Origin of the sequence: Faecalibacterium sp. An77 (assembly GCF_002161315.1) — a bacterium.
Classification (GTDB): domain Bacteria; phylum Bacillota; class Clostridia; order Oscillospirales; family Ruminococcaceae; genus Faecalibacterium.
The window spans coordinates 1-13,258 of sequence record NZ_NFHK01000029.1; the positions used below are offsets into that span (position 1 = coordinate 1).

The 13,258-nt window shown below is 60.6% G+C and carries 9 protein-coding genes; 3 read left to right on the top strand and 6 right to left on the bottom strand.

The genetic code is table 11. The annotated features are described in order from the left end of the window. Positions 1-621 precede the first annotated feature (621 nt). Positions 622-2,793 (top strand): anaerobic ribonucleoside-triphosphate reductase, encoded by a 2,172-nt coding sequence (gene nrdD / locus B5G28_RS09785; protein WP_087248276.1) that lies wholly within the window; start codon positions 622-624, stop codon positions 2,791-2,793. A gap of 252 nt (positions 2,794-3,045) precedes the next feature. On the opposite strand, the gene B5G28_RS09790 is transcribed toward nrdD, so the two are convergent. Continuing rightward, complete coding sequence (locus tag B5G28_RS09790) at positions 3,046-3,267, bottom strand: hypothetical protein (protein ID WP_087248278.1); 222 nt, start codon at positions 3,265-3,267, stop codon at positions 3,046-3,048. A 550-nt stretch (positions 3,268-3,817) separates the two neighbouring features. On the opposite strand from B5G28_RS09790, the gene nrdG reads away from it, so the two are divergent. Then, a complete protein-coding gene (nrdG, locus tag B5G28_RS09795) occupies positions 3,818-4,369 on the top strand; it encodes an anaerobic ribonucleoside-triphosphate reductase activating protein (protein ID WP_087248280.1) in 552 nt (183 codons plus the stop codon). 379 nt (positions 4,370-4,748) lie between these two features. Here nrdG and cysK read toward each other — a convergent pair whose 3' ends face one another. Further along, complete coding sequence (gene cysK, locus B5G28_RS09800) at positions 4,749-5,687, bottom strand: cysteine synthase A (RefSeq protein WP_087248282.1); 939 nt, start codon at positions 5,685-5,687, stop codon at positions 4,749-4,751. Between the two features lie 178 nt (positions 5,688-5,865). On the opposite strand from cysK, the gene B5G28_RS09805 reads away from it, so the two are divergent. Then, positions 5,866-6,297 (top strand): Rrf2 family transcriptional regulator, encoded by a 432-nt coding sequence (locus B5G28_RS09805; protein WP_087248323.1) that lies wholly within the window; start codon positions 5,866-5,868, stop codon positions 6,295-6,297. Between the two features lie 463 nt (positions 6,298-6,760). Here the strand turns inward: B5G28_RS09805 and B5G28_RS09810 are convergent, their stop codons facing one another. The 4 genes from B5G28_RS09810 to B5G28_RS09825 form a co-directional block, all read right to left on the bottom strand. Next, positions 6,761-9,190 carry a homocysteine S-methyltransferase family protein gene (locus B5G28_RS09810; RefSeq protein WP_242967570.1) on the bottom strand — a complete coding sequence of 810 codons (2,430 nt, stop codon included), beginning with the start codon at positions 9,188-9,190 and terminating at the stop codon, positions 6,761-6,763. Next, positions 9,180-9,860 (bottom strand): vitamin B12 dependent-methionine synthase activation domain-containing protein, encoded by a 681-nt coding sequence (locus tag B5G28_RS09815; protein WP_087248284.1) that lies wholly within the window; start codon positions 9,858-9,860, stop codon positions 9,180-9,182. The genes B5G28_RS09810 and B5G28_RS09815 overlap by 11 nt, the downstream gene beginning before the upstream one ends. A 920-nt stretch (positions 9,861-10,780) precedes the next feature. After that, on the bottom strand, positions 10,781-11,317 hold the full coding sequence (locus B5G28_RS09820) for a DUF5662 family protein (RefSeq protein ID WP_087248286.1): 537 nt from the start codon (positions 11,315-11,317) through the stop codon (positions 10,781-10,783). A gap of 34 nt (positions 11,318-11,351) precedes the next feature. Beyond that, positions 11,352-13,235, bottom strand: a complete 1,884-nt coding sequence (locus B5G28_RS09825) for a glycosyltransferase family 2 protein (protein WP_087248288.1) — start codon at positions 13,233-13,235, stop codon at positions 11,352-11,354. Positions 13,236-13,258 lie beyond the last annotated feature (23 nt).

Sequence of the window (13,258 nt, forward strand, 5' to 3'; positions counted from 1 at the left end):
AATCCTCAGCACGCAATCGCTTGCGTCCTGTAAGAATTACTTTTTGGAATTTTAAGTGTTTCCAACACTTTAAAGGTTCCGTTACAAGTATTCGATATTGTTCAATTTTCAAGGTCCTGCCCGCTCAGCCTCTCGGCTGGCGACCTGTTTATTTTATCACGTCCGGTCCGTTTTGTCAAGCACTTTTTTCATCTTTTTTCAAGTGATTTTGAAGTGCTTTCATTCTTTCGGACTCTCGCGGAAGCCGTTCCGCTGGGCGCCTGAGTATAATACTACAGAGTCCGACTTTTGTCAAGCACTTTTTCCAACTTTTTTCAAGACTTTTTGGGAGCCATGATTCCGCCCCAAAATCTTGTGCCTTTTTTGGGCATCCCTCCAAAAACACTAAATATGGGGTTGAAGTCCTTGACTTGCCACTAAATAATGGTATCATAGTCTTGCACACCGCGCGGACGGCCGCGCGGGACGACCGTTTTCAGGGGTTCTCTCCTCTATATATAGTAGATTTCCCGGGCGGTCAACCCTTTCCAGCGCAAGCTTTATTCTATTATTATATATAGGCAGCCAGAGGGCGAGTCACCGTCGTCTGCTGCCGCAAGCGGACAAAGGAGGAGGAATCGCATGAAGATCATCAAGCGAAACGGTACCGAGGTGCCCTTCGATATTACCAAGATTATTGTGGCTGTCTCCAAGGCCAACGAGTCGGTGGAGGAGAATCTCCGTCTGACCCGGGAACAGATCACCGACATCGCCGCCGCCGTCACCGGCCGCTGCCAGCAGCTGAGCCGTGCGGTGAGCGTCGAGGAAGTTCAGGACATGGTGGAAAACGAGCTGATGGACATTCAGGCTCATGATGTGGCCCGCCATTACATTACCTATCGGTACATCCAGAACCTGAAGCGCCAGACCAACACCACCGACGAGCGCATCCTCAGCCTCATCGAGTGCAACAACGAGGAAGTCAAGCAGGAGAACTCCAACAAGAATCCCACTGTCAACAGCGTCCAGCGCGACTACATGGCCGGTGAGATCTCCAAGGACCTGACCGCCCGTCTGCTGCTGCCCCCCGACATCGTCAAGGCACACCAGGAAGGTCTGATCCACTTCCACGACGCCGACTACTTCGCACAGCACATGCACAACTGCGATCTGGTCAACCTGGAGGATATGCTCCAGAACGGCACCGTCATTTCGGGCACCTTTATTGAGAAGCCCCACAGCTTCTCCACTGCCTGCAACATCGCCACCCAGATCATTGCACAGGTGGCTTCCAACCAGTACGGCGGCCAGAGCATCAGCCTGACCCATCTGGCTCCCTTCGTGGACGTCTCCCGCAAGAAGATCGCCGCCGAGGTGGAAAGCGAGATGGAAGGCCTGCCCGTCTCCGCCGAGCGGAAAAAGGCCATTGTGGAAAAGCGGCTGCGGGCTGAGATCAACCGCGGCGTTCAGACCATCCAGTATCAGGTGGTCACCCTGATGACCACCAACGGCCAGGCCCCCTTCATCACCGTCTTTATGTATCTGGGCGAGGCCCGGAATCCCCAGGAGAAAGCCGATCTGGCCATCATCATTGAGGAGACCATCCGCCAGCGCTACCAGGGCGTCAAGAACGAGGCCGGCGTCTGGATCACCCCCGCCTTCCCCAAACTGATTTACGTGCTGGAGGAGGACAACATCCACCCCGACTCCCCCTATTACTATCTGACCGAGCTGGCCGCCAAGTGCACCGCCAAGCGGATGGTGCCCGACTACATCTCGGAAAAGAAGATGCTGGAGCTGAAAGTCGACAAGAACGGCGAAGGCCACTGCTACACCTGCATGGGCTGCCGCAGCTTCCTGACCCCCTACGTGGACCCCGAGACCAACAAGCCCAAGTACTACGGCCGTTTCAACCAGGGCGTGGTCACCATCAACCTGGTGGACGTGGCTCTGAGCTCCAAGGGCAACTTTGACCAGTTCTGGAAGATCTTCGACGAGCGTCTGGATCTGTGCCACCGGGCCCTGCAGGCCCGCCACCAGCGTCTGCTGGGCACCCTGAGCGACGCCGCCCCCATTCTGTGGCAGTACGGCGCTCTGGCACGTCTGAAGAAGGGCGAGAAGATTGACAAACTGCTCTATGGCGGCTACTCCACCATCAGCCTGGGCTACGCCGGCCTGTATGAGTGCGTCAAGTATATGACCGGCAAGAGCCACACCGACGCCGAGGCCAAACCCTTTGCCCTGAGCGTCATGCAGCACATGAACGACTGCTGCAAGGCATGGAAGCAGGCCGAGAACATGGACTACTCCCTGTACGGCACCCCGCTGGAGTCCACCACCTACAAGTTCGCCAGCTGCCTGCAGAAGCGGTTCGGCATTATCCCCGGCATCACCGACAAGAACTATATCACCAACAGCTACCACGTCCATGTGTCGGAGAACATCGACGCCTTCACCAAGCTGAAGTTTGAGAGCGAGTTCCAGGAGCTGTCCCCCGGCGGCGCCATCAGCTACATCGAGGTGCCCAACATGCAGGATAACCTGGAGGCCGTCATGAGCGTGCTCCAGTTCATCTACGACAACATTATGTATGCAGAGCTGAACACCAAGTCTGACTACTGCCAGTGCTGCGGCTACGACGGCGAAATCCGCATCGTCGAGGACGACGGCAAGCTGGTCTGGGAATGCCCCAAGTGCGGCAACCGCGACCAGAGCAAGCTGAATGTGGCCCGCCGCACCTGCGGCTACATCGGGACTCAGTTCTGGAATCAGGGCCGTACCCAGGAGATCCGGGACCGGGTGCTTCACCTCTAACAAGCTCCCCGTCGGGTTTTCCTCCCCCGGCGGGGCTTTTTATGCCCTGCGCCGCGCTGCCCCGGGGGGCCGCCCCGAGGGACAGTCCGTTCCCTGTGGAAACATAGCCTGAACATCACGGCCCGGGTCCTCTTTTCTGCGCGTGCCCCAGGCACGACAAAAAGCCCCCGCCGGAGTGAATCCGGCGGGGGCTTTCTTCTGATTCAGTCACAGGCGCAGGGCCTGCAGCGTTCCGCTCATTCCGGCGGATGCTTACACTGCACAGGCACGCACGCAGGCGCGCAGGGCATGGGCATTCTCCGAGACGACCTCGACGGGACGGCTATAGTCCAGCCGAAGCAGCCCGAGAAGGCTCTTTGCATCGGCAATCTGGCCGTTTGCATCATGGATGCCCACGTCGCTGTTCAGGGCGCTGGCAATGTGTGCGATCTTGTTGATCTGGTCAATGTTCTTCACTCTTACTCGTTCGATCATAAAAAGGTCCTTCCTTTCTCGGGTTTTTTGGAACATCCTCCGGTGCTCTGCTCAGATCTGATTGTCCAGGCAGAAGCCCCAGCGATCCACACAGGCGTCCTCCATGCGGCTCTGCACTGCGGCATTGCGGCTGAAGGAATCAAGAATCATCTCAATATATTTCATAATACACAATCTCCTTTGCAATGGATTTGGATTGCCCACCTCAATGCTGCGGCAATCCGTCTCCACTTTCCACCAAGCGGAGCAGTTATTCCCGGCTTCTCGCTGCCGGGCTTTCCGGACGCCCTCTATCTGCGTCCTTGCCCGTATTATATTCATCTTGCACAAGGAATTCAATACTTTTTTGTGAATAATCACAGAATTCGGCGTCACACACAAGTTTCAGACGGTTCAGACGATATTTTTCGTTCCAACTATACGGAAAAATGTGCGCCAATTGAAAACACTGTACTTCTTTCCCACATCAGCAATTCCATCACAAACAAAACCGCCCTATTTACCGCTGTCATTACTGCGCGGCCGTCCGCCGCAGCAAGGAGGAAATCCCATGAATTACGCCAACATCAAATACTACGACATCTCCAACGGTCCGGGAGTGCGGACCAGCCTGTTCGTGTCGGGCTGCACCCACCGGTGCCCCGGCTGCTTCAATGAAATCGCCTGGGACTTTGGCTACGGCGCCCCCTTCACCAAGGAGGTGCGGAACCAGATTTTTGCCTCCTGCCAGCCCGACTACATCACGGGTCTGTCCCTGCTGGGCGGCGAGCCGATGGAGCCGGCCAACCAGCGGGAGCTGCTGCCCTTCCTGCGCAACTTCAAGGCCCTCTACCCCACCAAGACCATCTGGTGCTACTCAGGCTATACCCTGGAACAGCTGCAGGGCAAAGAGCCCTCCCGCTGCCGGTGCGAGGCCACCGACGAAATCCTGTCCCTGCTGGACGTGCTGGTGGACGGTCCCTTTGTGCAGGCTCAGTATGACATCAGCCTCCGGTTCCGGGGCAGCGCCAACCAGCGCTTGCTGGATATGCCCAAGACCCTGGCGGCCGGTCGGCCTGTGCTGTGGGAGGATGAGCCGGTCTTTTCCACCCATACCATGTAAGCTTCAACCCACTTTCCAACAAAAAATCCCTGCCCCAAACCAGGAGCAGGGATTTTTCTTTGATGCTGTTTTTCGGCACAGAATACCCGGGCAGTAGAGACGCTGCATCATACCCAGGTACACGGAGTTTGTATCGTACCGTGCCGCAGGCACAAACGCAACGAGCGAGCCGGAGCGTAACGGCCCCGTGAAACTGTCTGAGACCCGGAAACTTCATGGTCCCCAGTAAAACCTCTTGCGCTTAGCCAATTTTCTCTGCGGGCATGAATGCCCTTGTGAAAATCGGAGCGCTGCGCCAACGGCGGCTCCCTGTTTCGTCCACTGGACGCGGTCGCCGCCGTTGCCTTTGCCTACTTTTCTTCCAGAAAAGTAGGGGGGCTTACTTTTTCTCGGAAAAATAAGGGGTGGAGAGGTAGCGGTCGCCGGTGTCGGGGAACAGGGTGACGATGGTCTTGCCCTTGTTCTCGGGACGGCGAGCCAGCTGGACCGCTGCCCAGAGGGCCGCGCCCGAAGAAATGCCCGCCAGAACGCCTTCCTCGCGGCCCAGATTCCGGCCGGCCGTGTAGGCTTCCTCGTCGGTCACCGGGATGATCTCGTCGTAAATGGAGGTGTCCAGAATGGCCGGAACAAAACCGGCCCCCAGACCCTGGAGCCCGTGGGACCCGGGATTCTTGCCGCTGAGCACCGCCGAGGTGGCCGGCTCCACGCCCACCACCTTGATGTCGGGGTTCTGGCTCTTGAGATACCGTCCCACGCCGGTGATGGTGCCGCCGGTGCCGATGCCCGCCACAAAGATGTCTACCTGCCCGTCGGTGTCGGCCCAGATCTCGGGACCGGTAGAGGCCTCGTGGGCCGCCGGGTTGGCGGGGTTGTCAAACTGTCCCGGGATGAAGGAGCCGGGGATCTCGGCGGCCAGCTCGTTGGCCCGGGCAATGGCCCCCGTCATTCCCTTGCTGCCCTCGGTGAGGACCAGCTCGGCGCCGTAGGCCTTCATCAGGAGCCGGCGCTCCATGCTCATGGTCTCGGGCATCACAATGATGACCCGATACCCGCGGGACGCCGCCACACTGGCCAGGCCGATGCCGGTATTGCCCGAGGTGGGCTCGATGATGACGGCGCCCGGCTTCAGGAGGCCTTTGGCCTCGGCGTCGTCCAGCATGGCTTTCGCCACACGGTCCTTCACCGAGCCGCCGGGGTTGAACATCTCCAGCTTGGCCAGGATGCGGGCCTCCAGGCCCTCTTTTTTCTCTATATGGGTCAGCTCCAGCAGGGGGGTGTGCCCGATCAGCTGGTCTGCTGCGGTGTAGATCTTGCTCATATTCATTCCTCCTCACAGGGCGGTTTACCAACTCAACCAGTTGGTTTAAGGGAATTATAACTGCACCGGAGGATTTTGTCAACATTTTCCCACAGCACAATTGAAAAGTCACTTACCCTGTCGTATAATAGGTTAAAAAGGCTCTGCCATGTGCAGCCTGGAACAGGAGCAGACGAATATGATTGTTTCGACAAAAGGGCGGTATGCGCTGCGGGTCATGATCGACCTGGCCGAACATCAGTCGGAGAAATACATGCCCCTCAAAGAAATCGCCGCCCGGCAGGGCATCTCGGAAAAATACCTGGAAAACATCCTGAAATCCCTGGTCCAAAACGGTCTCTTGCAGGGGCTGCGGGGCAAGGGCGGCGGCTATCGCCTGACCCGTCCCGCCGATCAATACCGGATCAGCGATATCCTGCTTTTGACCGAGGGGAATCTGGCCCCGGTCACCTGTCTGGAACCGGGTGCAGCGGCCTGCGGCCGCCTGTCCGAGTGCCGCACCTATGAGATGTGGCGCGGCCTGAACGAGGTTATCCGGGATTATCTGGACAAAATCACCCTGGCCGACCTGGCCCGGCCGGCCCAGTCCGGGGACGACTATGTGATCTGATTTCCGCCCATACAAAAAGCGCCCGCCTTCCTGCAAGGAGAAGGCCGGGCGCTTTTCACATTTTGGCACAAGGTTTTGCCGGTGTCCGGCCTGTGGGCTGCCGCCGTCCAAGCCGGACCACCGTCTGCAAAGAAAAGGGACAGCACCGTGAAAAAGGAAAAGTGCCGGTGCTGTCCTGTATCAGGAACTCCGCGCCGAAGCGGGAGAGAGTAAGTAGTCTGTCCGCCGCCCGGCGATTGCCTGGCATGGGCGGGGGAACAGTAGGATGTCGGAGCCGCGGCCTGCCGCCCTGCTGGGCGGGGCTGCGGTGAGGTCTGGGGGGACCTTTGGAAAGGGAGTTGAATCCACTTGAGGGGGAGGTCTGTTCTCCTCCCCGACTGCACTTTAAGTATACAGCCAATTTGTGGCAGCTTTTTGTGTTCTTTTTGAACGATTTGCAAACATATGGCCGCCGGGGCCGGGGTCACTGGACCTGATAAAACTCCTTGGCGATATCGGCGGAACGCTTGGCGTCCTTGGCGTACCAGTCGGCCCCGATCTGCATGGCGTAGCTTTCGGTGAGCACCGCGCCACCCACCATCACCTTGCAGTCCAGCTTGGCGGCGTGCAGGGCCTCGATGGTCTCGGCCATGCTCTTGAGGGTGGTGGTCATGAGGGCCGACAGGCCCACCAGCCGGGCGCCGCTCTGGCGCACCGCCTCCACCACCGTCTCCACCGGCACATCCCGGCCCAGATCCAGCACGTCAAAGCCGTAGTTCTCCAGAATCACCCGGACAATGTTTTTGCCGATGTCGTGGACATCCCCCTTGACGGTGGCCAGAACGATTTTGCCCTTGCTCTCGCCGGGGCGGCCCTGTTTGGCGACGGCGGCCTTGATCTCCTCAAAGGCAGCCTGGGCCGCGCTGGCCGACTGAAGCAGCTGGGGCAGGAACAGAGTCCCCTTCTCATAGCCCGCGCCCACCACGTCCAGGGCCGGGATCAGGGCATGATCCACCAGGTCTAGGGGCGGATGCTCTGCCAGAAGGGCCCGGGTAGCGGCGGCAGATTCGCCCTTGAGGCCCTGTTCCACCGCCCGCATCAGGGCGGCATAGGGTCCGCTCTCCCCGGCTGCCTCACCGGCCGCCGCACCGCTGGTGCTCTGCTGCACCGGCTGGGGCGCGGCCGACGGCATGGCGCGGCCGGCATAACGGGCAATATAGGCCCCGCTCTGCCGGTCGCGGCCTGACAAAACATTGTATGCAAACACTGCGCCCATCATTTCTTCACTGGCGGGATTCATGATGGCCAAATCCAGACCGGCCTGCATGGCCATGGTCAAAAAGGCGGTGTTCAGGTAAGGACGGCAGGGCAGGCCGAAGCTGATGTTGGACACGCCCAGCACCGTCCGCACCCCCAGTTCCTCCTTGCAGGCCCGGAGGGCCTCCAGGGTGGTCATGACGTCGTCCTGCTGAGCGCTGGCGGTGAGGGTCAGGCAGTCAATGTAGATATCCTCCAGAGGAATCCCCGCTGCCAGGGCCGCATCCCGGATACGGGCCGCAATGGCCACCCGCTGGGCGGCGGTCTTGGGGATGCCGTTTTCGTCCAGGGTCAGGCCCACCACGGCGGCGCCGTACTTTTTGCACAGGGGCAGCAGGCGGTCCAGCACCGCCTGTTCCCCGTTGACCGAGTTGACGATGGGCTTGCCGTTGTAGGCCCGCAGACCCCGGGCCAGGGCCTCGGCGTTGGAGGAATCCAGCTGCAGGGGCAGCGACACCACGCTCTGCAGGGCCTTTACTACCTTTTCCATGGCGGCGGGCTCGTCCACCCCGGGAACGCCCACGTTGACGTCCAGCACCACCGCGCCGCTGTCGGCCTGGCTGATGCCCTGGGCCAGGATGTAGTCCACATCCCCTTCCCGGACCGCCTGCTGAAACCGCTTTTTGCCGGTGGGGTTGATCCGCTCGCCCACCACCGTGATGCCATCCACCTGGACGCACTGCACCGGGGTGCAGAGGACCGACGGCATGGGATGGGCCGGGCGGCCCACCGGGCAGTCGTCAAAAACCTTGTGCAGCGCCCGGATGAAATCGGGATTGGTGCCGCAGCAGCCCCCCGCCGCGAACAGGCCCAGTTCCCGGTAGGGCTTGAGCTGCATGGCAAAGAGCTGGGGGGTGATGTCGTAGCCGCTGCCGTCTGCCCGGGGCAGGCCGGCATTGGGCTTGACAAACACCGGGTAATCCCCCGGCACCGCCTCACAGAGGGCCCTGGCCATGGGATAAATTTCCTTGGGGCCCAGACTGCAGTTGATGCCCAAGGCATCCGCACCCAGGCCCCGGGCGGTGGCGGCAAAGCTGCCCACCGTACACCCGGTAAAGGTCCGGCCGCCGGCCTCAAAGCTCATACTGGCCAGAACCGGAAGGTCACAGTTTTCCTTGCAGGCCAGCAGGGCGGCTTTCAGCTCATACAGATCGGTGAAGGTCTCCAGCAGCACCAGGTCCGCCCCGGCTGCCGCGCCGGTCCGGATGATCTCGGCAAAGTCGGCCACTGCATCCTCAAAGGCGAGGGTGCCTGCCGGTTCCAGCAGTTCCCCCAGAGGGCCCACGTCCAGAGCCACCCATGCCCCATGGGGCGCTGCGGCGCGGCGGGCGCAGGCAATGCCCGCCTCCACCACCTGGGCCACTGTATAGGGGGTACCCGCCAGCTTGTGGGCCGACGCGCCAAAGGTATTGGCGCAGACAATGCGGCTGCCCGCCGCCGCATACTGGGCGTGGATGGACTCAATCAGGGCGGGATTTTCCAGGTTCAGGGCCTCGGGCTTGGCGCCCAGGGGCAGGCCCGCCGCCTGCAGCATGGTGCCCATGGCGCCATCCAGCAGGATGGTGCGGGCGGAGGAAAAAAGTTCTTCAGCTCTCACAGGTTACGCCTCTCTTTCGGTATTCGCATTTATCGCGCAGGGCACAGTGGGCACAGCCCGCCCGTTTGCCGGTGACGGGCACATCGCTGAGACCCAGCACCGCCGTCACGCTCTTGCGCGGAAGCATCAAAAAGGTATCGGTGACATACAGGCCGATCCGCTTCTGGGTATCCAGCAGGGCCGCCAGCCGGGGCTGCACCGCGATGGGCCAATCCCCATATCCCGGCGAATAGCGCCCCGTCAAATACAGGCCCTGGTCCCGGGCCATGGCCCGCAGAATCTCCTCGGCCTGGTCGCAGACCTGTTCCGCCAGGGTACTGGCCAGCGCATCGGTGGCCGCCTGGGCGGCCACATCTCCGATGCCGGCGCGGCGGATCTGGGCGTCCACCCCGGGACCCAGCGTCACCGCCAGCAGCACCGCCTCGGGACAGCCGGCCAGGTGGCGTTCCACGTCCGCTCCCTGCCACAGGGAGGCCAAATCTTCTTTTTTCGCCCGCAGATACACCGCCCGGGGCGCAGCGGCATTCAGCAGAGGCCGGGCGCACCGGTCCAGCAGAGCCATTGTGGCCGAATCCGGCTCACCCCGCGCACCCAAGTACCGTGCCGCCTGGGCCAGATCAATTTCTTCGGGCCGTTTCAGTTCCAGAACCCGACAGACTGCCGTGGACATCCACAAAGCCCCCTTTCATTCATGATTGCTTTATTGTAGCACAGTTTCCCCCAAAATCAAAACCTTCCTTTTTCTTGAAAGAAAAAGGAAGCAAAAGGCAGCGGCGGCGACCGCATCCAGTGGATGAAACAGGGAGCCGCCGCTGGCGCCGCGCTCCAATTTTCACAAGGGCATTCATGCCCGCAGAGAAAATTGGCTAAGCGCAAGAGGGATTCACTGGGTACCATACACTTTCCGGATCTCCCAAGGTTCCGCGGGGCCGTTTCACTCCGGCTCATTCGTTACGTTTATGCCTGCGGCACGGTACGATGCAAACCATCTCAAGACCCGGTTTTCTGACCTGCGAAAAGCTCTATAAACAAAAATCCCCGCCCCTGTAATGAACAGGAACGGGAATTAGTAATTTTATAGAACGTTTTTGCGGGTCAGCAAATCAGGTTCAGGGAAAGTTTGCATCGCACCGGGGCGCAGCCCGGGAACCTCATAAAGCGGCTGAAACCTTGCCGCCGGCTGGACTTGGTGAGAACCATAGCAGCCAGTGGTACCAGGTGAATCCTCTTGCGCTTAGCCAATTTTCTCTGCGAGCATGAATGCCCTTGTGAAAATTGGAGCGCTGCTCCGGGTTGCGGTGCCCTGTTTTTGCTTCGGGCGGCGCAGCGCCCACGCAAAAAGCAGACCGCTGTCCCTGCTCCGCCTCGGCTGTTTCTGCCGCAGGCAGCGCCTCAGCTACGCAGCCAACGGCGGCTCCCTGTTTCGTCCACTGGACGCGGTCGCCGCTGTACCTTGCATCGTACCGTGCCGCAGGCACAAACGCCGGGAGCGAGCCTAAGCGTAAAGGCCCTGCGGAACTGCCGGAGACCCGGAAACTTTATGGTACACAGTGAAAAGTCTTTTGCCTACTTTTCTTCCAGAAAAGTAGGTCAGTATTCCTGGTGGAGGCCAAGGAGGGCTTTCATGTAGGCGAAGGTGGCGTCCTGGCCCTGGTCGCGGACCATTTTCAGGAGCTTTTCCAGCATGGCCCGGGACGCCGGATGCATCAGGTAATGATCCCGGCTGCGCTGGTAATACTCCCAGGCCGAGGCATCGGTGTAGCGGTCCCCCAGATAAACCTGGCTGGCCGCCACACGGTCACAGACCATCTCGCAGATGTACCGCAGGGGAATCTTCATGCCGATCAGGCCAGTCTTGCCCCCGCCGTAATCAATCCAGTACTCCAGATGATGCTTGTTGCAGCCCTTGTGATGGAGCCACGCCGCCGTGTATCCCTTGGCCTGGCGCTCGGCTTCGTTGGGGCTGTGGTCTCCCTGGTAATAGATGCACCCCGGTATGAACTCGGTGGGACTGTACTTGCTCAGATCGTGGGCCAGGCCCTGCTTATACAGCCCGCACGCAAAACAATACTGCATCACCAGCACCTTGTGCCGGGTGATGGTGCTGAAATGCCCCAGAACGTTCACACTGCATCTCTCCTTTTGGTTTTGTTTTTGCGTTTTATTGCGCTCTGTAGCGCACCCGCAGTTCCCCCGACTGGAGCCGTTTCAGGTCGGCGCTCTCAGAAAAGTCCTCCCGGTCGTGGGTCAGGCTGGGGTTGTAGTAGGGATCGTTGAGGATGTTGTTCCGGCCGTGCTGGTCATAGAGACGCTGCTGCTCGGCTGCAAAACGGCGTTCCTTGATGGGGTCCTTTTCGTCCGAGCCGCGGCTCTTGCTCTCGTGGTGGTACAGCCAGGCATAGGGGGTCCAGATGACCCGATACCCTGCATCCCGCACCCGCAGGCAGAAATCCACGTCGTTGAAGGCCACCGCGAACCGCTCATCCAGCCCGCCCACGGCGTCCCAGACGCTGGTTTTCACCAGCAGACAGGCCCCCGTCACCGCCGAAAAGTCCTGCACCGTGGCGGCCCGGAACATATAGCCGCTGCCGCCCCGGTTCTTGTACTTGTGGCTGTGGCCGGCATAACCACCCAGGCCGGTGATGACGCCTGCATGCTGGATGGTGTCGTCGGGGTAGTAGAGCATGGCCCCGCAGATGGCGCCGCCCCGGGGGCGGGCGCACTGGCGGACCAGCTCGGTCATCCACTCGCCGTCGGTGATTTCCACATCGTTGTTCAGCAGCAGCAGATAGCTGCCGGAGGCATACTTCCGGCCAAAGTTGTTGATGGCCGAGAAGTTGAACCCCTTACCCGGATACTGCACCACCCGCAGCCCCTCATAGCGGCGCTGGGCCTCCTTGTAATAGGCGAAGGTCTCGGGCTTCTCCGAGTTGTTCTCGATGACGATGACCTCATAGTTTTCCCAGAGAGTCCGGGCATAGAGGCTGTGGAGGCACTGTTCCAGGTCATCGGTGTGGTCCTTGTTGGGGATCAGAACGCTGACCTTGGGCTCGCCCTCCACCTCCCACCGCACCCGGTAGGTGCTGGGGAACAGGCCGTCGGTAACTTCGCCCTTCTGGCCGGTGCGGGCCAGGTGGTCCGCCAGGGCCCGCCTGGCCGCCGCAGCCACATAGGGCTTGGCGTCGGTGCCCCCCGAGGTGGACCCGGCGTGAACCCGCCAATAGTACAGCACCTGGGGCAGGTGGGCGGCGCCTCCCACCTTTTCGATCAGGCGGAGGAACAGGTCGTGGTCCTGGCTGCCGTTGCACTCCGGCCGCTCGCCCCCGATCTGCTCATACAGCTCCCGGCGGAACACCGCCAGGTGACAGATGTAGTTGCAGCAGAGGAGGTAGTCCGGGGCATAGTCGGGCTTGAAATGGGCGGCCCGGGGGCGGCGGATGTCCTTTTCAAAGAGGGCCTCGTCGCTGTACAGGAAACCGTCGGGCTGGCCTGCGGCCCGCAGGTCCAGGATGGCCCGGCCCATCTCATACATGGCATGGGGGGCCAGAACGTCGTCGTGGTCGGCCAGGGCCAGATATTCCCCGTCCGCCAGGGCGGCGGCCGCATTGGTGTTCTGGGCGATGCCCTGGTTTTCGATCTTTTTATATACGATCTGTTGATTCTTTGCCTGATATTCCCGCACAATCTCCCCTACTTCGGGGTGAGCGCTGTCGGAGGCGTCCGCCAGGCAGAGCTGGCCGTTGGGCGCCGTCTGCCCCACAAAGGAATCCAGAAAGGCCCGCAGGTAGACCGGCGGCGTATTGTACAGGGGGGTCAGGATGCTGATGGTGGGCAGGCCGCAGTCTGCCCGGGTTTTCCCCTCATAAAGGGCCCGCTGGGCTGCCAGAACCTTTTTGTCGGGCAGATAGCGGGCCTTTTTGCCGAAAAAGCGGCGCTTGATGAAGCCCGCGCTCCGTTTGGCCATGGCGGGCAGGCCTTCTTCCCTGGCCACCGTCACCGCATAGCGGCTCAGCTCCCGGATGCGTTTGCGCTGCTGTTCGTTCATATGTTTTCCCTCGTATCTCTTGA

Coding starts and splice junctions, on each gene's coding strand:
- nrdD (WP_087248276.1), top strand. CDS start 622: ATGAAGATCATCAAGCGAAACGGTACCGAGGTGCCCTTCGATATTACC.
- B5G28_RS09790 (WP_087248278.1), bottom strand. CDS start 3,267: ATGATCGAACGAGTAAGAGTGAAGAACATTGACCAGATCAACAAGATC.
- nrdG (WP_087248280.1), top strand. CDS start 3,818: ATGAATTACGCCAACATCAAATACTACGACATCTCCAACGGTCCGGGA.
- cysK (WP_087248282.1), bottom strand. CDS start 5,687: ATGAGCAAGATCTACACCGCAGCAGACCAGCTGATCGGGCACACCCCC.
- B5G28_RS09805 (WP_087248323.1), top strand. CDS start 5,866: ATGATTGTTTCGACAAAAGGGCGGTATGCGCTGCGGGTCATGATCGAC.
- B5G28_RS09815 (WP_087248284.1), bottom strand. CDS start 9,860: ATGTCCACGGCAGTCTGTCGGGTTCTGGAACTGAAACGGCCCGAAGAA.
- B5G28_RS09825 (WP_087248288.1), bottom strand. CDS start 13,235: ATGAACGAACAGCAGCGCAAACGCATCCGGGAGCTGAGCCGCTATGCG.